This is a genomic window from Micromonospora sp. NPDC007208, assembly GCF_042869175.1.
GTDB classification, from domain to species: domain Bacteria; phylum Actinomycetota; class Actinomycetes; order Mycobacteriales; family Micromonosporaceae; genus Micromonospora; species Micromonospora foliorum.
Window position 1 is genome coordinate 70,941 of the sequence record NZ_JBIAFG010000018.1, and the last position, 23,414, is coordinate 94,354.

Here is a 23,414-nt window from a genome sequence, read left to right on the forward strand (position 1 = left end):
ATCCGACGACGGTAAGTACAAGACCCGCGCCGGTGTCGATTGGTCAGGATCCGGTCAGGTGCTCGGCCAGGGTCTCGCTGATTCGGCGTAGCTGGTCGACCTGGGCGGGGCTCAACGCGTCGAACAGGTGTCGGCGTACACCCTCGACGTGGCCGGGTGCGGCGGCCGCGAGGGTGGCGAAACCCTCGTCGGTGAGCAGCGCGATCTGCCCGCGCCGGTCGGTCGGGCAGTCCTCGCGGCGCACCCAGCCGGCGGCCTCCAGCCGGGCCACGGCGTGTGAGAGCCGGCTGCGGGACGACCCCGCCGCCTGGGCCAGCTGGCTCATGCGCAGTTGGCGGCCGGGGGCCTCGGAGAGCTGGACCAGGATCTCGTAGTACGCGTGCGGCATGCCCGCTTCGCGTTGCAGCTCGCGGTCGAGAGTGTCCATCAGCACCCGGGAGGCGGTGAGGTACGCGCGCCACGTGCGCTGCTCGTCGGGGTCCAGCCAGCGGGTCATGGCAGCCATCATACTCCCGATGGTTGAATGTTCAACTAAACCGCGCTAGCCTCGGGTCATGGGTATCCACCGGCTCAACCACGCGGTCCTCTACGTCAGTGACCTCGCCCGCAGCGTCGCGTTCTACCGCGAGGTGCTGGGCTTCCGCCCGGTGGCGATGACCCCGGACGGCTTCCGGGGCGCCACCTTCCTGCAGGCCCCCGACTCCACCAACGACCACGACCTCGGCCTCTTCGAGGTGGGCGCGGGCGCCGGGCGGTCGACCGCCGGTCGGTCCACCGTCGGCCTCTACCACCTCGCCTGGGAGGTGGACACGCTCGACGAGCTGGCCGCCACCGCCGAGCGGCTCGTCGCGGCCGGCGCACTGGTCGGCACCTCCGACCACGGCACGACCAAGAGCCTCTACGGCAAGGACCCGGACGGCCTGGAGTTCGAGGTGGTCTGGCTGATCCCGGCCGAACTGCTCGACGACACCGCGCTGGCCGCCCGCAAGCAGATCGGTCGGCTCGACCTGGACGCCGAGCGGCGGCGCTACGGCGGGCAGACCCGGGGCGGGGTGGGGATCTCCGTCCCGGCCTGACCGCCCGTACGGTAGAACGGACCGATGCCGACCGACCGGACCACTGATTTCCTCCGCGAGCTGCTGGTCCGCCAGTTGACGACCTGGCTGCCCGCGGCCCTGCACCGCTCCCGGCGGGCCACCATTGCCCTCGCGGGCGCCGACGCGGGCAGCGCGGAGGCCGCGCTGCGCCTGGTCGCCACGCACGGCGACCAGGTCCGCGGTCGGCAGGTGACGGTGCTGGTGCTGGCCGATGCCGCCGCCGACCTGCCGGCCCGACTCGGCCCGATCGAGGCGGAGCTGCCCGCCGAGGTCACAGTGCATCTGCTGCCCGGCGACGCGTACCGGCTGCCGGTCGCGGTGAAGGCCGCCGGGGCGGCGGGCGCGCCGCTGTTCTCCTTCGTGGACCTGCCCGGCGCGGTGACGCCGAAGCTGCTCACCGCCGCGACCAACGGCCGGACCGGAGAGCTGCTGCTGCACACCGCCGACAGCGCCCGAGACGTGCTCGTCTCCGCAGGCTTTCCCCTGGTCGCCGAGGTCGCACCGGTGCTGCCCGGCGGCGAGGCGGCCGGTGTGATCGCGTTCGGCAGCCGCTCCGACCGGAGTCTGGAGGCGGTCCGCGACGCGCTCTGGGCGGTCGGCGCGGACCTCGGCGTGCGCTACCGCGACCCGCTCGACCCGACCGGCACGACTGTCGACGTGGTCGGCGACCCCGACCTCGAACCGCTGAGCCACGAGCTGCTGGCCGAGTTGCGGGCGGGCGGGCCACGGCCGGTCACCGAGCTGCGCCGGCACACCCTCACCGCGACCGTCTACCGAGCCGCCGACGCCAACCAGGCGCTCGTCGACCTGCTGGACGCCGGTGCCGTGCGGCGTGAACGCGAGTCCGGGCGGCTGGCCGGCGACGAGATCATCACCGTGGCACGCTGAGCGCCCCCCACCCCACCCCCGCACCCCCGCGATCTTGCACTTTCTGCTCCGGCGTAAGGGTTATTCCACGCAAAACGGCGACAGAAACTGCAAGATCGCCGAGCCGAGCCGAGCCGAGCCGAGCCGAGCCGAGCCGAGCCGAGCCGAGCCGAGCCGAGCCGAGCCGGGGCGGGGCAGACGCCGAGCGGGGTGCCGGTGAATCACCGGCACCCCGCTCGACTCCCGGGATGCTTACGACCGGGACTTGTCCTGCTTCCAGCTCAGCGGACCCGGCAGGTCGACCCGGTGCGCACGTGCCTTGGAGTTCCAGGACCAGCGACCGATCTTGATGCTCCACGAGGAGAAGCCGTTCTCGGTGAAGTTCAGGATGATCGGACCGTACTTCTTGCGCTTGCGAAACATGAGGCCCATCGGAGGTCTCCCCTCGTCACCGTTCCCTGCCGTGTCGAGATCGAACATGCCCGAACCGACAACTTTTGAAACCCTCTCGCCGTCCGCCCTGGACGGTCGCCCAGCACCGGCCGCAATCCCTATCCACCAGATAGGTGTTGCGGCACGGTAAACGCTGCTCGGGGCGGTTCGTAACATCGGCAGCGATAGAAGTCTCATCTTCTGGAAGGCCGTTGACCGCTCGTTCCGATCGCGGGCAGCATGGGGTCATGTCGCAGCGGGATGAGCTTCTCCTCACCGCTCGTGTGCACGTCGACCTGGTCCGGCACGCGAGCGCGCTCTGTTGAGCTGACCGGTCCATCCGGCTCGGCTCCAGCGCCGCACTCTCACCGCCCGCCCGCTCAACGCGGAGCAGCGTGCCCGCACGCCCTCATCCGGGCGTCCCCGCTCCCATCGTGGACAGATCAGGAGACTCCTCATGTCCCCACCCCGTCGTGCCGTTCTGCGTACCCTCGCCGCCGTTGCCGCCCTGGTCGTGCTCACCGCCTCGGCCGGTTGCGGCGGTGACGCCGCAGCCGGCGGCGCCCAGGCCAGCGAGCTGCGCTACCAGGGCTCGGTCGGCCAGGTCACCCTCCCCGAACTCGCCGCCGACCTCGGCTACCTGGGTGACGTCAAGCTCAAGTGGATCGGCAACGTCACCGGTGGCCCACAGGACATCCAGGCCACGGCCACCGGGCAGAGCGACTTCGGCGGCGCGTTCAACGGCGCCATCGTCAAGCTGGCCGCCGCCAACGCCCCGATCACCGCCGTGGTCAGCTACTACGGCTCGGACGCGCAGACCTTCCAGGGCTACTACGTGCTCGACGACAGCCCGATCCGCAGCCCCCGGGACCTGATCGGCAAGAAGGTCGGCATGAACACCCTCGGCGCGCACGCCGAGGCCGTGCTCAAGACCTGGCTCGCCCGCGGTGGTCTCACCCCCGCCGAGATCAAGCAGGTCGAGTTGGTCGCCCTGCCACCTGTCAACACCGAGCAGTCGCTGCGGCAGCGGCAGATCGACGTCGCGGTGCTCGGTGGGGTGATCCGGGACAAGGCGGTCGCCGGCGGCGGCATCCGCACCATCTTCACCGACTACGAGCTGCTCGGCGCCTTCAGCGGCGGCACCTACGTCTTCCGCGACGACTTCATCAAGCGCAACCCGGAGACGGTCAAGGCGTTCGTCACCGGGGTCGGCAAGGCCATCGAGTGGGCCCGTACCCAACCCCGGGAGACAGTGGTCGCCCGGATGCGCGACATCATCGGCAAACGCGGTCGCAACGAGGACCCGTCGCTTGTCGCGTACTGGAAGAGCAGCGGCGTCGCCGGCCGCGGCGGCGTGATCGGCGAGCAGGAGTTCGGCACCTGGATCGACTGGCTCGCCGCCGAGGGCGAGCTCAAGGGCGACCGTCCGAAGCCCGGCGACATCTACACCAACCGGTTCAACCCGTTCGTGGACGGGGGCAGCGCGTGAGCACCGACAAGATCCTCTTCGATCGGGTGAGCAAGACCTTCCCGGTCCGCGCCAGCCGGCGTGGCGGCGCCGGCGCGGTCACCGCGCTCGACGAGGTCACCCTGGGGGTACGCCCCGGCGAGTTCCTGGTCGTCGTCGGCCCCAGCGGCTGCGGCAAGTCCACCCTGCTCGACCTGCTCGGCGGGCTCACCCAGCCGACCGCCGGGCAGGTGCTCGTCGACGGTCGGCCCGTCACCGGTCCCGGGCTGGACCGGGGCATCGTCTTCCAGCAGTACGCGCTGCTGCCCTGGCGCACCGCTGCGGGCAACGTCGCGTTCGGTCTGGAGGCCAAGGGGGTGCCCCGGGCCGAGCGCGCCGCGCTGATCGAGCACCACCTCGACCTGGTGGGGCTGCGCGGGTTCGCCGACCGCTACCCGCACGAACTGTCCGGCGGGATGAAGCAGCGGGTGGCCATCGCCCGCAGCCTCGCGTACGACCCGGACGTGCTGCTGATGGACGAGCCGTTCGCCGCCCTGGACGCGCAGACCCGCGACTCGTTGCAGGACGAGCTGGTGCGGATCTGGGCCCGCACCGGCAAGACGATCGTGTTCATCACCCACGGCATCGACGAGGCGGTCTACCTGGGTCAGCGGGTGGCGGTGCTGACGTCCCGGCCCGGGCGGCTCAAGCAGGTCATCGACATCGACCTCGGCGACCGGGACGCGGTCGAGGACGTCCGCTCCACCGACGCGTTCCGCCACCACCGCCACCAGATCTGGACCCTGCTGCGTGACGAGGTGCGGGCCGCCCAGGCGGCCGAGGGCACCGGCGTCCGCCACCCCGAGGAGGCCCGCGTTGGTTGACATCGCCGAACGTCCCGCCCGACTCGCCGGCCCACCCACCGTGCCCCGGTCGACGGCTGACAGTGCCGCTCCCGGTCGCGCCGGCCGACTGCTCGGCGTCGGCGCGAAGGTGCTGCACCGCACCGTTGCCATCGCCGCGCTGGCCGCGATCTGGGAGGGCGCACCCCGGCTCGGGCTGGTGGACCGCGTCTTCCTGCCCCCGCTGTCCGAGGTGCTGGTGGCCTGGTGGGAGTTGCTGCGCAGCGGGCAGCTCGCCGAGCACGTGGGAGCCAGCCTCACCCGGTCGCTGGCCGGGCTCGGCCTGGCGGTGCTCACCGCCATCCCGCTCGGGCTGCTGATCGGCTGGTACCGGCCGCTCGCCGAGCTGCTCAGCCCACTGCTGGAGGTGTTCCGCAACACCGCCGCGCTGGCCCTGCTGCCGGTGTTCGTGCTCATCCTCGGCCTGGGGGAGACCTCCAAGATCGCCCTGGTGCTGTACGCGTGCTCCTGGCCGATCCTGCTGAACACCATCGCCGGGGTGAAGGGCGTCGACCCGCTGCTGATCCGGTCGGCCCGCTCGATGGGGCTCAACCACCTGCGGCTGTTCCAGAAGGTGATCCTGCCGGCCGCGGTGCCGACCATCTTCACCGGCGTCCGGCTGGCCGGGGCGTACTCGATCCTGGTGCTGGTCGCGGCCGAGATGGTCGGCGCGAAGGCTGGGCTCGGTTACCTCATCAACTACGCGCAGTACAACTTCGCGATCGCCGACATGTACTCCGGGATCATCACGATCTCCGCCATCGGTCTGGTCGTCAACCAGCTCCTCGTCGCCCTCGAACGTCGCTTCTCCACCTGGCGCGTCGACGTCTCTGCCGGATAGGACGGACACCAATGACCCGCACCCTGCACCTCAACGCGTTCCTGATGGGCGTCGGCCACCACGAGGCCGCCTGGCGGCACCCCCGCACCGACCCGCGTCGGGTCACCGACGTACGGCACTTCCAGGAGCTGGCCCGGATCGCCGAACGTGGCACCCTCGACTCGCTGTTCCTCGCCGACGGTCTCTCGGTCGGGCCGAACCCCCGGCACAACATCCAGGCGGCCTTCGAGCCGCTGACCCTGCTCGCGTCGCTCGCCGCGGTGACCGAGCACATCGGGCTCATCGCGACCGTCTCCACCACCTACAACGAGCCGTTCCACGTCGCCCGCAAGTTCGCCTCGCTGGACCACCTCAGCGGCGGCCGGGCCGGCTGGAACATCGTCACCTCGGCGCAGGAGCGGGAGGCGGTCAACTTCAACCGGGACAGCCACCCCGAGCACGCCGACCGGTACCGGCGGGCCGCCGAGTTCGTCGACGTGGCGATCAAGCTCTGGGACAGCTGGGAGGACGACGCGCTGGTCTTCGACACCACGGCCGGGGTGTTCGCCGACACCGACCGGGTGCACGAGGTGGCGCACCGCGGGCCGGAGTTCCAGGTCCGTGGCCCGCTGAACATCCCCCGGGGGCCGCAGGGCCGACCGCTGCTGGTTCAGGCCGGGTCGTCGCCGGACGGGATCGCCTTCGCCGCCCGCTACGCCGAGGCGGTCTTCACCGCGCAGCAGACCCTCGCCGACGGGCAGAGCTTCTACGCCGAGCTGCGCCGGCAGGTCACCGCCGCCGGCCGGGACCCGGACCTGGTGAAGGTCCTGCCCGGCATCGCGCCGGTGCTCGGAGGCACCGAGGCCGAGGCACAGGCGCTCGCCGCCGAGTTGGAGGAGCTGATCGTCCCCGACTACGCCCTGGCCCAGCTCTCCGGGATGCTCGGCATCGACCTGACCGGCCTGCCGCTGGACGGGCCGCTGCCGGAGCTGCCAGCCGCCGGCACCGTGCAGGCCCACCAGAGCCGCTACCAGCTCGTCACCGAGCTGGCCCGCCGGGAACAGCTCACCATCCGCCAGCTGATCGGCCGGCTCGGTGGCGGCCGGGGTCACCGGGTCGTCGCCGGTACGCCGGAGCAGGTCGCCGACCAGATCGAGCTGTGGTTCACCCAGGGCGCGGCCGACGGGTTCAACATCATGCCGCCGCACCTGCCCGGCGGGCTCGCCGACTTCGTCGACCACGTGGTGCCGGTGCTGCGCTCCCGTGGGCTGTTCCGCACCGAGTACACCGGTCGGACGCTGCGCGAGCACTACGGCCTGCCCCGACCGGACAGCGCGTACGCCGCGTCGGCCCTGGTGCCGGCATGACCACCGTGGAGCGACCGAGGGCGGACATCGCCGAGCTGCGACCGGTGAACCGGGACCTGTTCCGCGCTCTGCTGCGCCGGCAGGCCACCAGCGTCACAGTGGTCACCGCGGTCGCCCGCGGCACCGACCCCGCCTGCCTGGGCGGGATCGGCGCACCCATCCGGGCGGGCTTCACCGCGACCTCGTTCACGTCGGTGTCGCTGGATCCTCCGCTCGTCTCGTTCTGCCTGGGGACGGGCTCGTCGAGCTGGCCGGTGCTGGCTCGGGCCGAGCACGTCGCCGTGCACCTGCTGGGCGCCGGGCAGCGGGAGGCCGCCACGGTCTTCGCGACCAGCGGCATCGACCGGTTCGCCGCGTACCCGGACTGGACGTCCGGACCGTTCGGGGTGCCACTGCTCGACGGGGTGCTGGCCCGGCTGCTCTGCCGGGTGGTGCACCGGGTCCCGGCCGGCGACCACACGCTGGTGATCGCCGAGCCGCTGGCGCTCGGCGACGGTGGCGACGGCGCGCCACTGGTGCACCACCGGGGCGGCTACACCACCGCCGTCTCACCGTGAGCGCAGTCACCACGGCCGACCTGCTCGCGTTGGACCGGGCCGCCCAGGACCTGCTGTTCCGGGCGGCCCGCACGGCCAACACGTTCACCGACGAACCGGTCACCGACGCCCAGGTCGCGGCGATCCACGACCTGATCCGGTACGGGCCGACCGCGTACAACGGGCAGCCGCTGCGGGTGCTGCTGCTCCGCTCGGCGGCGGCGCGGGCGCGGCTGCTGCCGTACGTCTCGTCGCGCAACCGGGCGAAGACGGCCAGCGCGCCGCTGGTGGCGGTGCTCGCCGCCGACGTGGACTTCCACGAGCGGCTGCCCGAGCTGTACCCGCACCGTCCGCAGGCCCGGGACTGGCTGAGCGACCGTCCGAGCCGCGCCGAGCAGGCCCGCTTGAGCGCGACCCTCCAGATCGGTTACCTGCTGGTGGGCGTACGCGCCGCCGGGCTGGCCGCCGGGCCGATGGCCGGGTTCGACGCGACCGGGGTGACCCGCGAGTTCTTCCCCGACGGGCGGCACGAGGCACTGCTGCTGCTCAACGTGGGCCACCCCGGCCCGGACGCCTGGGAGCAGCGGCTGCCCCGGCTCAGCACCGAGGAGGTGGTGTGGACGCTGTGAGCCGGCCCCGGGTCAGCGGGGCTCCCACGCGTCGGGCAGCGCGGTGAGCTTGCGGACGTGCGCGGGCAGTCGACCGCTGACGATCTCGGCGAGGCTCACCTCGTCGACGACCCGCCGCACGGCGGCGCGCACCGCCACCCACAGGCCGGGCAGGTTCTCCGCCGAGCCCTCGTACCGGGTCTCCTCGGGGCGCAGCCCGCGTACCCCGGCGAGCGGGCCCTCGACGGCGCGCAGCACCGCGCCGACGGTCACCTCGCGTGGCGGGCGGGCCAGCGTGTAGCCGCCCTCGGCGCCGCGTTGGGCACGGACGATGCCGGCCCGGCGCAGATCCGCCAGGACCGCCTCCAGGAACTTGCGGGGCATGTCCTGCTCCGCGGCGATGGCCTGGGTGGACAGCAGCGAGGGGTACGCGGTGGCGAGGCTCAACGCCGCCCGTACCGCGTAGTCGCCGCGCGCGGAGATCTGCACCCTGCCATCATGCCCGCCCGGTGCCGCCCAGCCCTCCAGCGGGCGGCCCCGGTCTGGTGGCGTGCCCTCCGTTGGCGGGTTCGCCGGGGGTGCCGGGGCGGAACCGGCCGCCGTTGGTGCCCGTCGACTCGGCCGGCGGTCGAGGCCGGACCACCCGGCCGGCCGCCGGAAGGTCTCGGGCGGCCCGGAACGCGCCGGGGCTGACCCCGACCTCGCGGGTGAAGAAGCGGCCGAAGTTCGTGGGTTCGGAGAAGCCGAGCCGCCGGCCGATCTGGGCGATCGGCTGATCGGTCGCGGCGAGTAACCGGCTGGCCTGCAACGCGACCCGCTCGTCGATGACCTGTTTGGCGCTGCGACCGGTGACGGCCAGGCAGGCCCGGGTCAGGGTCCGCACCGAGCAGCCGAGTTCGGCCGCGTAGTCCTCCACCCGCCGGGTGTACGAGTAGCCGTGCTCCACCTCGCGGCGGAACCGGTGGAACGTCTCGTCCTCGGGTCGGGACGCCGACCGGTCGGCGTGGGCCACGGCCAGCCGCAGCAGCAGCACGGCCAGTTGGTGCCGCAGCAGCGCGCGGGAGGTGGGGCCGTCGGGGTGTCGCCGACAGTCCACCGCCAACTGGCTCACCTCGCTGATCACCGCGTCCTCGTCCTCACCGGCCAACTGCCGCCAGGTCGCGGTCGTGGTCAGGTCGACGTCGAAGCCGCGCAGCGCCTCGGGATCCCAGGCGACCACTGTGGCGTCGAACTGGGGGCCGGCGCAGCGCAGCACCTGGCCGGGGCGGACCCGCAGCAGCGTGCCGGGCCGGCACGGCAGCAGGTGAAAGTCGAGTTCCGCGTCGCCGTGGCCACGGGTGGTGAGAATCAACAGCTCCCGCTCGACGATCACCGGCCGACGCCAGCCCGGGTCGCCGGCAAGATCGGCCAGCGCGAACGTGGCTATCTCGTCGGTGACGGGAGACGTCGTTCCGATCGATGGCGCGGGGGAGGGATCGGTGGAGACCATCGCCTGCGACGGTAGCCCGAACCGCAGGTCACCGCATCCCGATCGACGTTGGTAGCGGAATCCGCGGCGCGCCGCGGGCTTGTCCCGGTCCCGGCGGCCGGGCTACGTTACCCGGCGGTAGCGCCGTCGGTCCGCGGCCCGCCCGGCATCCGCCGGCCACCCGGACCGACCGACGGCCCCCACCGACTCGCGATGGGATGGGCATGACGCAGCTGTTCTCGGTCGAAGGTAAGACGGTCCTGGTCACCGGAGGCTCGCGGGGGATCGGGCTGATGATCGCCCAGGGCTTCGTCCGGGCCGGCGCACACGTGATCATCTCGTCGCGCAAGGCGGACGTCTGCGAGGCGGTCGCCACCACCCTGTCCGCCGAGGGCCGCTGCGAGGCCATCCCCGCCGACCTCAGCGATGACGCCGGCGCCGAGACGCTGGCCGCCGCCGTGCGCGAGCGCTTCGAGCGCCTCGACGTGCTGGTCAACAACGCCGGCGCGACCTGGGGCGCACCGCTCGAGGACTACCCCGAGGCCGCGTTCGACAAGCTCTGGGCGGTCAACGTCAAGGCCGTCTTCCGGCTCACCACCGCGCTGCTGCCGGCGCTGCGCGCCGCCGCCAGCGCCGACGACCCGGCCCGCGTGATCAACATCGGGTCGATCGACGGCATCCGGGTGCCGATGATGGAGGTGTACGCGTACTCGGCCACCAAGGCGGCCGTGCACATGCTCACCCGCAGCCTCGCCCACCAACTCGCCGGTGAGCAGATCACCGTCAACGCGATCGCGCCCGGCCCGTTCGAGAGCAAGATGATGGCGTTCGCGCTCGACGACCCGGCGAGCCGGGCCGCCATCGAGCAGCAGGTCCCGCTGGGCCGCATCGGACGCCCCGAGGACATGGCCGGCACGGCCATCTACCTCTCGTCGCGCGCCGGCGCATACCTCACCGGAGCGGTCATTCCCGTCGACGGCGGCATCACCACGCACGGCTGAGCACCGACCGACCCGGGGCGCGCTGTCCGCGTACTCCCTGGGTGTGTGCCGGGGCCGCGCGGACTCGGCAGATCCGCGCGGCCCCGGTGTGGCCGGTGTTGCCCGTTCGGGCGGTCAGCGACCGGCGAGCAGCCGGTTCACCGCCGTGTCGACGTCCAGGTGCTCGGCCTCACGGCCGCGCGGGACGACGACGTAGGTCCGTCGAAGGAAACGCACCAGGACGCTGCGCGGCACCTCGAAGAGGGCGTTGCCGTCCGGTGACGAGAGGGCCAGCGCGACGAAGTCGCCGCGCGGTGTGGCCCAGGGCCAGACCCGCACATCCCCGATGCCAGCCGGCTCGTCCAGGCCGGTGACCAGAAGTTCGCGAGCGAACGACCAACTCACCGCCTCGCCCCCTGCCGATTCGGCATGGAACAGGACATGGACCGCATACGGGTCAGCAGGGTCGTAACGCAGACTGGCACGCACCGGCAAGGCGGTGGCGTCAGGTGCGACGAGCCTTAGCGACGTCTCGACCTCTACGGTCGTCGGTCGGATGACACTCATGGACGTTCTCCCCCCGGCACCGCTGCGGAACGCGCGTGTCCCGCTTTTCCCATACTCAGGTGCTACTCCTGGCTACGCTCCGCCATACGCTGACTTCACCCAGTGGTGGGAAGGGGGACGGAAAGGCCGCGTGAATGTGAGCATTCATGTAGGATTTCCGGTTCTGCCCAGTGCGTGATCCCGCCCGGTATCGGGTGGCTCAGTCGTCGACTTACTCCGGTAACGTCCAGTCGGCCGTTGCAGTGACGGGCCCGGGCGACACTGGGGGGTGAAATGGTGACGAAGCAATCCTCAGTGGATCCGGCGGCGGCGCCCGGCCCGCCGAAAGTCGCGGTCCGAGCAGCCGAAAAGCGGGGGTACAGAGTGCCGATGGAGCAGCCCGAACGGGCCGGTCGGCCGGCGTCTGACGCCGGTCGTCCCGGCGGCGATGGTGGCGGCGCCGATGCTGGTCGTGGCGCCGGTGCTGGTGGCGGAGTCGCCGTGCAGGACCGGCCGCGCCGTCCCCGCTGGCGTGAGCGGATCTCGCTGACCCTCGAACTCATCCGCGCCAACCCCACCGGCCGGATCGCACTCAAGATCTTCATCGCGATCGCCGGGGCCCTGGTGGTGACCATCGGCATCGCCCTCATCCCGCTCCCCGGGCCGGGCTGGCTGCTGGTGATCGCCGGCCTGGGCATCTGGGCCGTCGAATATCACTGGGCGCGCCGGCTGCTCGGCTTCACCCGCCGCCACGTCCACGGATGGACACGCTGGGTGACGAGACAGTCGCTGCTGGTGCGAATCGCGCTCGGGTCCGTCGGCCTGGTCTTCGTGGCCACGGTGGTCTGGCTGTCCCTCAAGTACAGCCTCGGCATCGACGTGTTGGCCGAGGTCATGCACTACCTCGCGACCCACTGACCCCGGATTCCCGGTCCGGTTCCACGATCGGGTAGAGTCAGTGGCGCTGAGGGCGATTAGCTCAGTGGGAGAGCGCTTCGTTCACACCGAAGAGGTCGCTGGTTCGATACCAGCATCGCCCACTCTCAGTTCGCACAGGTCAGAGGCCGCTTCCCGAGTTCGGGAGGTGGCCTTTCTGCTTTCGTGGAGTAGCCGCGGTCGATGTGTCCATGTGGCGTGGCCGGGAGGGTGGTGAACGTGACGGACGTGCTGAAGGTCAACGACCTTCGCCGGGTGTGCGGCGTGCTGCTGGACATGGTGGAGGGGCGGTTCGGCGCGGAGATCGACCTTTCGCGAATCGGTGTCGATCTTTACCGAGAACGCCGACCTGAGGACCGCAGGACGGGGGACTAAGCACCACGAGCCCTCGACGTTGTTCCGCTAGTGGTGTTCGTCGTGTCTCCCGGCGCCGCCGTGAGGGCGGGTTCATGGTGGTGCCACGTCCCGCGGGTGGTCGTGTTCCTCTCGCGCTCGTCGAGCTGGTGGCGAAGGTTGGCACAGGTGGGGAGCCTGGGATGTCGGCATCCGAGCGGTCGCCGCAGGCTGTCCCCACCCGTGTAGGTGTGCGAATCCGGGTCAGCGTGGACGGCAGTTACGCCGTGCTGAGTCCGATACTTGAAGTAGATCGACCACGAGAGGCGCAGAGGATGGACGAGCATGCCGGTAAGCAGGAGGGACCGTCCGCAGAGGAACTCGCAAGCCGCGCCAGATGGCTTGATCAGTACGTCGAGGCGTTGACCCTGCGATCTGTAGTGGTTGGAGCGGGTACCGGAACTTACGCGTGTCCATGCTGCCGGCATCCGACGCTTGAGGGTCGAGGCCAATTCCAGATCTGCTTCGCCTGCGGCTGGGAAGACGACGGGCAGGATGACGAAGACGCTGACACGGTGCGGGGCGGTCCCAACGGTTCGCTCAGTCTGACGGAGGCACGACGTGCCTATGCCGAACGGCCGGTCAGTCTGGCGGATGCGCGGCGTGCCTATGCCGAGCGACAAGCCCGTTGGGAGCGAAGACGCCGCCAATCGGCGCCCCGAACAGGTTGACGTGCTTGGACCCCACTGCCAGCCGATCCCGCCATCTCGCGGCGCGTAACTGCGGCCGGTGGTCGTCTCGGCGGCCGCGATGGTGCTCGGCAAGGGCCTGCCCGGGGTACATGCGCCGCATCCCCACCACGGCCTCGTCGCGTGTGCGGAAGCGCCACCAACGCGCTTACCGACCCAAGGTCTGCTTGACGTTCTGCGTCCAGCGATGGTGCGCCAAGTAGCCTCGCTCCATGTCAAGCAGCCAACGTCCGCCGTCAGACTCGCGGTGGAATGAACCAGTCGAGCGGTATCGCCACGACGTTGAGAGGTGGACTGTCGGACAGCTACGGGCTGCGCTGGATGGCCTGCCGGATGACATGGTGCTGAGGGCAGAGGTGGCTTATGGCCCGAGTTCTGCCCATCCTGACCCATGGGGCAACGATCAATTCGTGGTCACCGACGCTACCGTCGATGACGGCGATTACCTGAGGTCGGATGAGTTGATCATTCGGGTGGACTATTCCTCTGGCTCATATGTGCGGCCTTCTCCAGTTGCCTCTCCCGGCATCGTGATCAGAGCAACGCCCGGTGTGTGAATGCTTACTCCTGCGATGGGGGAGTGAGCCAGGCCAGGGGTTGTCCGCTGAGTGCGGCGTCGGCAAGGCGGTGGGCGCTGGCGGTCTTCAGTGCGCGTAGACGGGACGGCCTGACAGCAGCTGCCGACGGCGCAGCAGCGGCGTTTCTCCTTGGGCCGTGCGGCGTCCTTGTCTTGGCGCAACCCTTCACCTGGGAGGGGGAGGGGTGGCCGCCGGTGGCCAGCTCCGACCCCGGAAACCGGCTCCGTGCCGGGCGCGGTTGGGTCAACTTTGCCACTGTGGCGGTGTCCGCCGGGGGCGCCGGTCCGTGACACGAGAGCCGACTCAGGCTGTTCTGGCAGCGTCTGTACGTGCGTCAAGGTCCGCTTGACGTGGCGGACCGGGTGCGGCCCGGCCCGGCACCTGCATTTCCCCAGGTCAGGCAGCCGCCGCAACTCGTCGGCTGCTGCGACAGTGCGTGGGGCGAGTGACAACCTGGGTGACGACAGGCGCGGACACGGACGGACGAGCAAGGACGACGACGGACTGTTTTCGCAGCTCACCGCCGCTGCCCGGACAGGTCGATGAACCAAGGTGGTTCTTTCACACAGAAGGGGTCAGTCGCCGGCCCGCATGATGGGCGGAGGCTGACTCTTCGCTACCGAGGTTCGCTTGTCCTCAACGTGAACGACGTGGAGTTCGTGGCCGTCCGCGTCCCGCTTGCGGCGCCCGTACAAGCCGACGGCCAAACCGCTCCTGTCTGAGGCCCCGTCCGCTCCTACGTAGGTCAGCACATCCGGGTGGTGGCCGTAGACCACCCATCCTGGACCGGGATCCAGGATTACCGTGCTGAAGTCGCCGGCAGGTGAGCCTGCGTAGACGGGCCCAAACTCGCGAAGGATGTCCACGGCCTGGGCGGCGAGGTCGGCAGTGGGTCCGGGGTCCGGTAGCACGACACACGTGCCGTGGGCAAATGCTACCCATGACTTGCCGTCCCCTCGGATAATGCGACGCCAGGTTGCGGCAAGATCGTGCTCCATCATGACCGTGATGATGCATGAGCCAATTTGCCATCGCTACCCGCCAGCGCGTGGCCGATCCGTGCCCGATGCAGGGGTGAACACGGGGCTGCGCCTGTACCTGAGCTGACCGCTGCCTCGACGCTCGGTAGCGGTATCCCTGGCGACGGCCTGCTGGCGGCGCGCACGCCGGCTTCTCCAGGCCGGTCAAGCGCCGAACGCGGTTGACTTTCATCGACGAAAGGGACCGCGTGCCGCTACGCGTGCCCGTCCTGATCCGGCCGATGGCGGGAACCCGCTTCAGTAGCGGGGCGCCCGCAGGGCCTCGGGGCAGGACCTGCAGGCGCTGCCCAGGCTCAGTGGTACGTCTCGGCGAACTCCTTGACAACCGCGGCGGGGGCTTCGACGGTTTGGTCGGTGGCGGGCTTTTCAATGGTGACCGGGAGGCCGAAGTCGGAGTAGGTCGCCGTGGTGCCACCGGTGAAGCCTGAGTCGATTGCGCTGAGGTTGATGAATATGTAAGTGAGTCGACCTTGGTCGTCGACCTTGGCGTTGAACGGAACGGCTTTGGCCTTTTCCCCGAACCTCCTGAAAAGGTCCCCCTGCGTGCCGGGCGACTTGGTGATGTCGAAGGTCCCCTTGAAACCAAGCTCACCGTTTCGCTCGACGCTGGTCACGGCCTTGAGCATGTCATTGACGCCGGCCGGGTCGCCATCGACCATATCGGAGAAGGTGCTGCCCTCCTCCACGTTGGCTGCATCCATGTGCATCCACTTGTCGGGCAGGGCCGGCAGGCGGGTGAAGCTGTGCAACTGCACATCGCCTGCCAACTTCACGTAGACAGCGCTGCCCAGCTGAACAAAGTCGACAGTCATGCCTTGGTCGCCAATTGGGCTGATCCTCTTCATGGACACCTTCTTGGCGGTCGGATCCACGACCCCGCTGATCTCCAAACCGCCCGACCCGTTCTCCCTTTTTACCTTGAAGGTTTCCTCATCGAGCTTCTGTATCGCGTCGGTGAGCGAGTCGAGCGCATTCACCTGTGATGATGCGGAGGTGGGTGCTGTGGCGTCCGTGCCGGCACCGTCGGTGGCGTTGGTGCAGCCGGCGACCCCGAAGCTGAGCGCAATGACGAGGCCCAGCCCGGTGATCGCCCACCGTCGCGTTTTCATGTGGTCCATTACTCCCAAACTGACCGGAATGGGCTGGCAGGCACCAGCCAAGATCAACCGCTCGGGCAGCCTACGTGACGGATGATCACAGCAGTAGCCTTTTCGGGCGGCGGCCTCGGGTCGTTTCTGCTGGTAGTCGAACTGGTTGATAATGCTGTCCGTGTCCGGGATTGGCTTCCCAGCGTGGACGTCCATCCGAGGTGGCGGACGCGGACGGACTCCGTCGGACGAGTGCGCGGAACTTGCAAGCGAGAAGTCCAGGGACTTGGTGTCGGCGTGGAAGGCAGCGCACGGCGTGTGAGGGGTTCTAAGGCGGAAGGCAGGCCGGTAGCGTTGGGTGGCGCGGTGGCCTGGGCGTCGACGATGCTTTCCGCGCTACGAGGAGGTCCGGGATGGATTCCTTGCCGGAGTTGACTTTCGGGCAGCGGTTGAAGGTCTACCGGGAGCGGTCCGGGAAGACCCGTGCCGTGCTCGGGGGGTTGGTGGGTCGTAGCGCCGAGTGGGTCAAGGCAGTGGAGACCGATCGCATCCTGCCGCCGCGCATTCACATGCTGGATCGCATCGCGCGTGCTCTCAAGGTCGAGGTGTCCGCCTTGGCCGGCGAGTTGGGCGCCCGGTCTGCAGTGGTCAACGGGCCGGAGCATCCGGCGCTGGCGTCGGTCCGGGACGCCGTGAACCGCTTCGCGATTTCCGACGAGGCTTCGCCGGAGTCGTTGACGAGCCTGAGGGGGCGGCTCGTGATGGCATGGCGGGCACGCCATCAGGCGTCGGATCACCGCACGGTGCTGGGCGGGTTGTTGCCGGGGCTGCTGCGCGACGTGCAGCGCGCCGCGTTGGCGTACGAGGGTGATGAGCGTCGGCAGGCTCAGGCCCTGTTGGCGGAGACGTTCGGGCTGACGCAGATGTTCCTTGCCTATCAACCCGCTGCCGAGTTGTTGTGGCGGGTCGCGGACCGGGCGATGGTGGCGGCGCAGGAGTCCGGCGACCCGGAGGCGATGGCGTGCGCGGGATGGTTCCTGTGCCAGGTGCATCGGGATGCCGGTGACTGGGACACCGCAATGGCGGTGACCCTGGACCTCCTGTCGGCGCTGGAGCTGCGCATGGCCGACGGGAACACGAACCTGTTGGCGCTCTGGGGTGCCCTGAGCTTCGAGGCTGCCTACACCGCCGCCCGTGCTGGTGAGGAAGGTCGGGCCTGGCGGTACTGGGACCGCGCGGACCGGGTGGCGCAGCGCCTGCCGCAGGGCTTCTATCAGCCGCAGACATCGTTCTCACAGGTCATCATGGGCGCCCACGCGGTGACCGTGGCGGTGGAGTTGCAGAAGTCCGGTGAGGCGGTGCGACAGGCCCGCCGTCATGATTCCGCTGCGATCCCGTCGAGGCCGCGCCGGGCACGCCATCTCATCGAGGTCGCGCGGGCGCACTACGGCAAGGACGACAAGGAAGCGGCCGTGATGACCCTCCGGCAGGCGTACGAGTCGGCCCCGGAGACGATCCGCTTCAACGGGTACGCCCGCCAGATCACCTTGGATCTGCTCGACGGCCCGCGTGCCACTCGTGACGACGCCCGTGACCTCGCGATCAAGGTCGGGCTGCTCTCCTGATCCAGGGGTAGGAACCTTACCCATTCCGCTTCGCGACCCGCCGTAGCTTCTTGCTCACGGGATGCGGCGGGCGGTGCGGGTATCGCCTGGTCGCCGCGTCCCTCAACTTCGAGGGCAGGAAGCCGTCCTCGTGCTCGAACGAGGGAGGGTCCGTGCGGCGCGTCTCGTATGACGAATACCTCTCGGCCACCGCGCTGACTCTCGCCCGCAGGCATCGGCCGGTGTGGTCGTGGCGGCTCTGGCGGCATATCTGCCGCTGCGGAGCCGACCTGCCCTGCCGTGCCCGGCACCGGATTCCGATCAGTCGTGGCCACTGGCCGCAGGAAGGTGAGCAGTGAGCCGCAGGAAGGTGAGCAGTGAGTAGTGGGCAGCAGGAGATGACCATCGCGGTGCGCGTCCGAGGGCTTGACGGCATGTGCGGTGGCTGCCGGACGTGGTGGGGACGGCTCACGCCGTACTCGTGCTGGCAGGTCGAATGGGCGACCAGCCGGCAGGCACGGGCGATCACCGCTGGCTTCCTGGCGGGCGTGCGGTGACCGTCCACGGCCCGGTCATGCCGATCTGGAGCTGCGGTGGCTGCGGCCTGCCCTGGCCCTGCCCGACACGGAAGCGCGAGCTGCGGGCCGAGTATGCGGATGCTCCCGTATTGCTGGCCCTCTACCTCGGGTCCTACCTCGTTCAGGCAACCGAGGACATGCCTTGGACATCGGCAGGAGTGCTGCACCGCCGGTTCCTCGGATGGACCAGGCAGGCCGAGCTGTCGAAGCCGGCAGTACAGCAGTCAAGTACAGCAACCGTGCCATCCGAACCGAACCGATACACCCGTCGGCAGACCGCCTGACCTCGCATCACGCCCGAACGAGTCGTCTTGCCGAGAGTTCACACCGAAGAGGTCGCTGGTTCGAGACCAGCATCGCCCACTTTCAGTTTGTGCAGACGCCCCGGGCCTGGCTCACGTACGGGTAGCGAGCGGACCGGGCCCGCGTCTGTCCGGAGCGGTAGCTCGTGTTCCACAGTGATGGGATCGCGGCCGACTCGGGGGCACAAACCGTGCCCCCGAGTCGGCGCGACATGCCTGTTACCGGCGGCCGAACGTGACACTCACCTCTGCTAATGGTCAGGCGGGTACGAACTGCCATTGCTGGTTGGTCCCGTTGTTGGCGGTCCACTGCACGACCTGCGCCCCGTCGCTGGTGGAGGCGGAGTAGACGTCTGCTGCCAGTCCGCTGCTGCGGGCGACGATGGTGTAGTAGCCGTCACCGGTGGGCCGCAGGTACCACATCTGGTTGGTGCCGCCGTTTGCCGTCCACTGCTGTAGTTGCAACCCATTCGTGGTGCTGCCGGCGTTGACGTCGAGCATCTTTCCAGAGGCGGTGTAGCGCAGGGTGTAGGCGTCCTGTGTGGTGCTGATCGTCCAGGTGGGGGTGCCGCTCTGCTGGATCGTCTTGGCGCCGTCGGCGGTGGAGTTGCCGGCGATGGCGAGGGGCTTGCCGCTGTTGCGGTTGACGATGCGGTAGGTGCCGGGAGTGGGCCCGGTTCCGCCGCTTCCGCCGAGGTTCAGGTACTCGACCGCGTCGGTGAAGACGGTGCTGCCGGACTTCGTGGTCGACAGTTGCAGGTACACGCGGCTTCCGGTGGCGGGGGCGGTGAAGGACACCGGTTGGGTGACCCGTGAGCCGAGCGGGATGGTCAGGTTGCTGCTGCCGGACGCGACGACCGAGCCGGTCGGGCTGTCGAGCCGGGCGGTCCAGGCGAAGTTCACCGAGGTGTTGGTGAAGTCGTCGTTGAACACGGTGATGTTGCGGGTCACCGTGGCGTTGCGGGCGTAGCTGGGCACGGCCTGCGGCAGCGGGAAGGTGCCGTTGGAGTCCGAATTGCCGGAGGCGGACCAGTAGGGGAGGTCGACCGCGGCGACCGGGTTGAACGCCGCCTGCACGCGCTGGATCTGCGGGTTGCTCCACGGGTCGGGCAGGTTGTCGACGCCGTAAATGGGGTGACCGCCCTCCTCCGGGGTGAAGTCGGTGGACCGCACGCCGGGCACGACGCTGGCCCAGGCGGACAGCAGCGTGTACGGGCGCAGGTCGGTGGCGCCCTTGCCGCGCTTGGCCAGGGTTGCCGTGGCGAACCACTCGAAGCCCTGCTTGTTGTTGCATGCCGGCCAGATGTACTCGCCCTCGCCGTCGGGCCGCCCATTCACGGTGATCAGGCCCTCCCCGTACCTGCCGAAGCCGTCGACGTAGTGCGGGATCACCGCGAAGTTGGCGTACGTCATCCCGGGATACAGGCTGACATTCCCGCCGACGCCCACCTCGACAATGATCGGCCGGGTGCCGTCGGCGCCGTTCATCGCCGCGTACAGGTCCTTTTCGAACTGTTCGGAGTCCTGGCCGCTCTGGTTCGGCTCGTTGTTCTGACTCCAGCGGATGATCGCCGGGTGGTTGCGGTCGCGCAGGACCAGCGCACGGGCGTGGTTGATCATGTTGTCGCGCCCGACGGAGTTCTGCCACTCCTGTGAGGATTGGGAGCCGCGAATCGCGACCTCGTCGATGATCATCAGGCCCATCTCGTCGGCGACATCCAACATGTACGGGCTTCCTGGCTCCTGGTGGATGCGCACCACGTTGTAGTTCAGCCGCTGGTAGTTGTCCACCGCCTGCGGCCAGCCGCCGTTGCCGGACGACGGGGGCAGGAAGCCGGGCAGGGTGTGGTACGCGTCGCCCTTGCCGCCGTTGTTGATCCGGTCATAGTCGGCACCCTGGAGGTTGTCGCCGCGGAAGTTCACGCGCACGCCGTTGAGGTAGTAGTAGTCACCGTTCTGGGTGGCCTCCCGGAACCCGAACCGGTACTCGGCGTCGCTCGTCCGGCCGTCGTCGGTGACGGCATGCACCGTCAGCCCGTGCAGCTGCGCCCGGTACCCCGACCGGTACGGCACGTTGGGCCACCAGTACGAGGTGCTGTCGAGGTTCCACGCGACAGGCCCGACGGTCACGGTCACGGTCGAGCGGGCCGCCACGGTGACCGTACGGCTGGGCAGTGCCGGGTAGCTGAAAGCCGTTCCGTTCTTGGACGACAGCGACCCGGTCAACGTCACCGACCGGGCACTGCCCGACGTGTTCCGCACCGACACGTCGTAGGTCAACGTCTTGTTCGCCACCGACGTACGCACGAATGTGTCGCTGACGTACACCGCCGGGTACACCCGCAGGAACGCGGACCCGAAGATCCCCTGCGGTATCGCCTCGGACCACGTGGCGGCGTCGGGCACCAGGTACCGGCCGTTGGATGCCTTCAGCGCGCCGCGGCCCTTCACGTTCACGGTGATCGTGTGGGTGGTGCCGGGCGCCGCGTACGCGCTGATGTCGAAGTTCGACGGGGTGAACGCGGTCGTCTGGGTGGCGACCACGCGGCCGTCGACCGACAGTGTCGCCAAGTGGTTGACGGCGCCGAACTCGATCCAGGCCGACTGCGGCTGCCCCGAGTCCGGCACCGTGATGCTGCGCGAGTACACCGCCTCGTTCACGTCGGTGAAGCCCTGCTTGTACCAGCCGCCACCGGGTACCGCGATCGTGGTCGCCCCCCGACCCGCGGGCGTGAAGGTCCACGTCCCGGCCAGGTCGACCGAGGCGATCGCGGCGTTACCGGCCGCCACACCGTCAAGTCCGGCGGCCGCGACACTCCGCGTCGCGACCGGCGCGGCCAAGGCCGACCCGGGGGGCGCCAGGGTCAGGCCACCCAGCGTCAGAGGCAGGCTGAGCGCCACGGTCGCGGCCAGCCCTCTGGCCCACGCAGACAATCGACCGCCCCAGTGGACGTTCGTACGATGCACGGTTACCTCCTGTGACTCACCCGGCAGCCCGTGACTTGAAGTCAGGACGCATGTGCCAGCTGTAGTCAAATCGATTCGACGATCCACCGAGGTCGTCGACCACCCGGGCGGGTGAACACGGCCGACATGTAGATGTGATTAACCGGCAACACGGGGCACCGAGTCAAGGATTTCCACGCATCTATCTCCTGGTGAAGCCTAAAATCCTCTCAATGCTTACAAAAGCCGCAGGAAAGGTAGGACGAAAGGCCCGTCGGCGCCGCTGTCGATGCACCGGCCTCCGACTGGGGCGGATCATGGACTCGGCCGATCGAGGGGCGGCTGGACCACCAAAACCCACGGTAGGAGCAGGCGTTGGTGAGGCTGCCCCGTCGTTTGTCCGCCCGGCCGACAATCCGGCCCATAGCCTGGCTTCATGACCGAATCGGACGGGCAGTCGCAGAGCGTCCGCACGGTGATCGTGGCTGGTCTCGTCAACGTCGCTGTCGCCGCGGCCAAGGTCGTTGCGGGCTTGCTCTCGGGTTCGGCGGCCGTGCTGTCGGAAGCCGCGCATTCGTTCGCCGACACCACGACCGAGGTACTGCTGTTCGTGGCGCTGCGCCGCGGGAGCCGTCGCGCCGACCCGGCGCGCCCTTTCGGCTACGGTCGGGAGAGCTACATCTGGGCCCTCCTCGCCGCGGTCTTCACCTTTGTCAGCGGCGCCGGCTTCTCCATCACCCACGGCGTGCACGTCATCGCATCGGCCAAGGAGACTGGAGATTACAACGTCTCGTACGCGGTGCTGGTCGTCTCCTTCATCCTCGAATCGGTGTCCCTGCTGCGGACGGTCCGGCAGGTGCGGCGCCGGGCCAAGCGCTGGGGCATCAGTCCAGCTCGGGTCCTGCGGCGCACGCCCGACACCGCCATCAAGGCGGTATTCCTGGAGGACACCGCAGCCCTGATCGGCCTGGGATTGGCCGGTGCAGGCCTGGGGCTCGCCGAGTTGACCGGTGACCCGGTTTGGGATGGCATCGCATCGGTCGCCATTGGTGTGCTGCTCCTCGTGGTGGCCACCATCCTGGCCCGCAACAACCTCGCCCTCCTCGTCGGCCGCTCAGCCAGGGAGCCGGTTCAGGACGAGATTCGCCGGGAATTGGCCGCCCTGCCAAACGTGCGAGGCATCGTGGAGCTGCTGACCCTGCAGCTCGGTCCCAACGACATTCTCGTTGTCGCGAAGATCGACTTTCCCGACCAAATCAGGGCCGCCGACGTCGAGGACGTGGCCGACGAGGCCAGACGACGACTCACCGCGCGTAATCCGGCGATCCGATTCGTCTTCCTCAACCCGACGAGTGCCAACTCCTGACGCGCCACATCCACCTATCACCTACACAGCGCCGCGACCCTGGCCCTAGGCGGAGCGCGAGCTGTTCGTGACTACAACCGCCTTGAGCTCACTCTCAACGAACTCGGACGGTCATTCCTTGTAGTGGACGAGTTCGCCACGGGGTCGACGTGGCATCGCGTCGCGCCGCAGCTGGTTGCTTCCATGGGTCGATGCTCAGGACCAAGGCGGCCCACTCGTCCGGCCCGGCCGCCCGGGTCAGCTCCTCCAGGCGAGGGGCGCAACCCCACCGCAGGCGCCGATCGTGTGCACGGCAGCGGCCTGGACCTGCGGGGACGGATCGGACAACGCCGCGGTGGCCGTGGCCAGCAACGCCGGCACGATCTGCCGGCAACCGAGCACGGCCCGGACGTAGAGCGCACCCTGCAGCCGCTCGTCCTCCCAGATCCCCTCCTCGTCGCCATCGCCGAGCGCCTGGGCCAGAGCGGCGTCCACGTCGAAGTCTGGCACGGACAGGTCCCTGTCCGTAATGCTGCCCGCCTCGGCCACCGCAGCCAGGAAGTTGAGCAATTCGGCACGCAGGCCCGGATCCGTCACCAGCGGGTCGGCGAGCAGCGCGGCCACATCGAGGGCGACCGGCGGGGTCGCGGTCCATGGCGTTCCCTGATGGATGATCGCTGACCACAGATGCTCGATCGCCCTCGCGCGGGCCACCGGGTCGTCGCCGACGAGCGCCGCCAGATGGCCGGGGGTGTCCACGGCGAGGCCGTAGGCGTGCAGCAGAGCGGCGTACTCGGTCACGCCTGAAAAATACCCGGTCGGCACCGAGGATCTCCGAATTGCAC

General features: G+C 69.5%; 27 protein-coding genes and 1 tRNA gene. 19 read left to right on the forward strand and 9 right to left on the reverse strand.

The window, feature by feature from the left end:
* Positions 1–43 precede the first annotated feature (43 nt).
* Entirely contained in the window at positions 44–505 is a 462-nt protein-coding gene (locus tag ACFYL6_RS28125; RefSeq protein WP_238657451.1) for a MarR family winged helix-turn-helix transcriptional regulator, read from the reverse strand.
* A 49-nt stretch (positions 506–554) separates the two neighbouring features.
* On the opposite strand from ACFYL6_RS28125, the gene ACFYL6_RS28130 reads away from it, so the two are divergent.
* Positions 555–1,076, forward strand: a complete 522-nt coding sequence (locus tag ACFYL6_RS28130; RefSeq protein ID WP_387175748.1) for a VOC family protein — start codon at positions 555–557, stop codon at positions 1,074–1,076.
* Between the two features lie 24 nt (positions 1,077–1,100).
* A complete protein-coding gene (locus ACFYL6_RS28135; protein WP_387175750.1) occupies positions 1,101–1,985 on the forward strand; it encodes a hypothetical protein in 885 nt (294 codons plus the stop codon).
* 231 nt (positions 1,986–2,216) lie between these two features.
* Here ACFYL6_RS28135 and ACFYL6_RS28140 read toward each other — a convergent pair whose 3' ends face one another.
* Positions 2,217–2,396, reverse strand: coding sequence for a DUF4236 domain-containing protein (locus ACFYL6_RS28140; protein WP_030333600.1), 180 nt, complete (start codon positions 2,394–2,396; stop codon positions 2,217–2,219).
* 248 nt (positions 2,397–2,644) lie between these two features.
* On the opposite strand from ACFYL6_RS28140, the gene ACFYL6_RS28145 reads away from it, so the two are divergent.
* The 7 genes from ACFYL6_RS28145 to ACFYL6_RS28175 all read left to right on the forward strand — a co-directional run bounded on the left by ACFYL6_RS28145 (position 2,645) and on the right by ACFYL6_RS28175 (position 8,097).
* The gene (locus tag ACFYL6_RS28145; RefSeq protein ID WP_349881247.1) at positions 2,645–2,722 is read left to right on the forward strand and encodes a putative leader peptide; all 78 of its coding nucleotides are present in this window, start codon (positions 2,645–2,647) and stop codon (positions 2,720–2,722) included.
* Between the two features lie 131 nt (positions 2,723–2,853).
* The gene (locus tag ACFYL6_RS28150) at positions 2,854–3,885 is read left to right on the forward strand and encodes an ABC transporter substrate-binding protein (RefSeq protein ID WP_387175753.1); all 1,032 of its coding nucleotides are present in this window, start codon (positions 2,854–2,856) and stop codon (positions 3,883–3,885) included.
* Positions 3,882–4,727, forward strand: coding sequence for an ABC transporter ATP-binding protein (locus ACFYL6_RS28155; RefSeq protein ID WP_387175755.1), 846 nt, complete (start codon positions 3,882–3,884; stop codon positions 4,725–4,727). The genes ACFYL6_RS28150 and ACFYL6_RS28155 overlap by 4 nt, the downstream gene beginning before the upstream one ends.
* Positions 4,720–5,586, forward strand: a complete 867-nt coding sequence (locus ACFYL6_RS28160) for an ABC transporter permease (RefSeq protein WP_387175757.1) — start codon at positions 4,720–4,722, stop codon at positions 5,584–5,586. Before ACFYL6_RS28155 ends, ACFYL6_RS28160 begins: the two co-directional genes overlap by 8 nt.
* An 11-nt stretch (positions 5,587–5,597) precedes the next feature.
* Positions 5,598–6,932, forward strand: a complete 1,335-nt coding sequence (locus tag ACFYL6_RS28165) for an LLM class flavin-dependent oxidoreductase (RefSeq protein ID WP_387175759.1) — start codon at positions 5,598–5,600, stop codon at positions 6,930–6,932.
* Positions 6,929–7,489: a flavin reductase family protein gene (locus tag ACFYL6_RS28170; RefSeq protein ID WP_387175762.1), complete on the forward strand. Its 561-nt coding sequence runs from the start codon at positions 6,929–6,931 to the stop codon at positions 7,487–7,489. The genes ACFYL6_RS28165 and ACFYL6_RS28170 overlap by 4 nt, the downstream gene beginning before the upstream one ends.
* The gene (locus ACFYL6_RS28175) at positions 7,486–8,097 is read left to right on the forward strand and encodes a malonic semialdehyde reductase (RefSeq protein ID WP_387175764.1); all 612 of its coding nucleotides are present in this window, start codon (positions 7,486–7,488) and stop codon (positions 8,095–8,097) included. Before ACFYL6_RS28170 ends, ACFYL6_RS28175 begins: the two co-directional genes overlap by 4 nt.
* 12 nt (positions 8,098–8,109) lie before the next feature.
* On the opposite strand, the gene ACFYL6_RS28180 is transcribed toward ACFYL6_RS28175, so the two are convergent.
* Complete coding sequence (locus ACFYL6_RS28180) at positions 8,110–8,565, reverse strand: Rrf2 family transcriptional regulator (protein ID WP_030333674.1); 456 nt, start codon at positions 8,563–8,565, stop codon at positions 8,110–8,112.
* A 7-nt stretch (positions 8,566–8,572) separates the two neighbouring features.
* Complete coding sequence (locus ACFYL6_RS28185; RefSeq protein WP_387175766.1) at positions 8,573–9,565, reverse strand: helix-turn-helix transcriptional regulator; 993 nt, start codon at positions 9,563–9,565, stop codon at positions 8,573–8,575.
* 203 nt (positions 9,566–9,768) lie between these two features.
* Here ACFYL6_RS28185 and ACFYL6_RS28190 point away from each other — a divergent pair, with 203 nt between their 5' ends.
* Positions 9,769–10,545, forward strand: coding sequence for a glucose 1-dehydrogenase (locus ACFYL6_RS28190; RefSeq protein ID WP_387175768.1), 777 nt, complete (start codon positions 9,769–9,771; stop codon positions 10,543–10,545).
* Between the two features lie 114 nt (positions 10,546–10,659).
* Here ACFYL6_RS28190 and ACFYL6_RS28195 read toward each other — a convergent pair whose 3' ends face one another.
* On the reverse strand, positions 10,660–11,091 hold the full coding sequence (locus tag ACFYL6_RS28195) for an SsgA family sporulation/cell division regulator (protein ID WP_007457244.1): 432 nt from the start codon (positions 11,089–11,091) through the stop codon (positions 10,660–10,662).
* A gap of 294 nt (positions 11,092–11,385) precedes the next feature.
* Between ACFYL6_RS28195 and ACFYL6_RS28200 the strand changes: the two genes are divergently transcribed.
* From ACFYL6_RS28200 to ACFYL6_RS28220, 5 genes are all read left to right on the forward strand, one after another.
* A complete protein-coding gene (locus ACFYL6_RS28200) occupies positions 11,386–11,988 on the forward strand; it encodes a TIGR02611 family protein (RefSeq protein ID WP_387175895.1) in 603 nt (200 codons plus the stop codon).
* Positions 11,989–12,038: 50 nt separating this feature from the next.
* A tRNA-Val gene (locus ACFYL6_RS28205) sits at positions 12,039–12,110 on the forward strand.
* 115 nt (positions 12,111–12,225) lie between these two features.
* Positions 12,226–12,381 carry a hypothetical protein gene (locus ACFYL6_RS28210; RefSeq protein WP_387175770.1) on the forward strand — a complete coding sequence of 52 codons (156 nt, stop codon included), beginning with the start codon at positions 12,226–12,228 and terminating at the stop codon, positions 12,379–12,381.
* 293 nt (positions 12,382–12,674) lie between these two features.
* Positions 12,675–13,070, forward strand: a complete 396-nt coding sequence (locus tag ACFYL6_RS28215) for a CPCC family cysteine-rich protein (protein WP_387175772.1) — start codon at positions 12,675–12,677, stop codon at positions 13,068–13,070.
* A 230-nt stretch (positions 13,071–13,300) separates the two neighbouring features.
* A complete protein-coding gene (locus ACFYL6_RS28220; protein WP_387175774.1) occupies positions 13,301–13,645 on the forward strand; it encodes a DUF6225 family protein in 345 nt (114 codons plus the stop codon).
* Between the two features lie 596 nt (positions 13,646–14,241).
* Here ACFYL6_RS28220 and ACFYL6_RS28225 read toward each other — a convergent pair.
* The gene (locus ACFYL6_RS28225; RefSeq protein WP_387175776.1) at positions 14,242–14,667 is read right to left on the reverse strand and encodes a hypothetical protein; all 426 of its coding nucleotides are present in this window, start codon (positions 14,665–14,667) and stop codon (positions 14,242–14,244) included.
* A 332-nt stretch (positions 14,668–14,999) separates the two neighbouring features.
* Positions 15,000–16,010 carry a hypothetical protein gene (locus tag ACFYL6_RS28230; RefSeq protein ID WP_387175778.1) on the reverse strand — a complete coding sequence of 337 codons (1,011 nt, stop codon included), beginning with the start codon at positions 16,008–16,010 and terminating at the stop codon, positions 15,000–15,002.
* A 197-nt stretch (positions 16,011–16,207) separates the two neighbouring features.
* On the opposite strand from ACFYL6_RS28230, the gene ACFYL6_RS28235 reads away from it, so the two are divergent.
* From ACFYL6_RS28235 to ACFYL6_RS28245, 3 genes are all read left to right on the forward strand, one after another.
* Entirely contained in the window at positions 16,208–17,419 is a 1,212-nt protein-coding gene (locus ACFYL6_RS28235) for a helix-turn-helix domain-containing protein (protein ID WP_387175780.1), read from the forward strand.
* A 356-nt stretch (positions 17,420–17,775) separates the two neighbouring features.
* On the forward strand, positions 17,776–17,955 hold the full coding sequence (locus ACFYL6_RS28240) for a hypothetical protein (protein ID WP_387175899.1): 180 nt from the start codon (positions 17,776–17,778) through the stop codon (positions 17,953–17,955).
* Entirely contained in the window at positions 17,952–18,260 is a 309-nt protein-coding gene (locus tag ACFYL6_RS28245) for a hypothetical protein (RefSeq protein ID WP_387175782.1), read from the forward strand. Before ACFYL6_RS28240 ends, ACFYL6_RS28245 begins: the two co-directional genes overlap by 4 nt.
* Before the next feature lie 276 nt (positions 18,261–18,536).
* Here the strand turns inward: ACFYL6_RS28245 and ACFYL6_RS28250 are convergent, their stop codons facing one another.
* Positions 18,537–21,068 carry an RICIN domain-containing protein gene (locus ACFYL6_RS28250; protein WP_387175784.1) on the reverse strand — a complete coding sequence of 844 codons (2,532 nt, stop codon included), beginning with the start codon at positions 21,066–21,068 and terminating at the stop codon, positions 18,537–18,539.
* A gap of 592 nt (positions 21,069–21,660) precedes the next feature.
* Between ACFYL6_RS28250 and ACFYL6_RS28255 the strand changes: the two genes are divergently transcribed.
* Positions 21,661–22,590: a cation diffusion facilitator family transporter gene (locus ACFYL6_RS28255; protein WP_387175786.1), complete on the forward strand. Its 930-nt coding sequence runs from the start codon at positions 21,661–21,663 to the stop codon at positions 22,588–22,590.
* A gap of 237 nt (positions 22,591–22,827) precedes the next feature.
* On the opposite strand, the gene ACFYL6_RS28260 is transcribed toward ACFYL6_RS28255, so the two are convergent.
* On the reverse strand, positions 22,828–23,370 hold the full coding sequence (locus ACFYL6_RS28260; protein WP_387175788.1) for a hypothetical protein: 543 nt from the start codon (positions 23,368–23,370) through the stop codon (positions 22,828–22,830).
* Positions 23,371–23,414 lie beyond the last annotated feature (44 nt).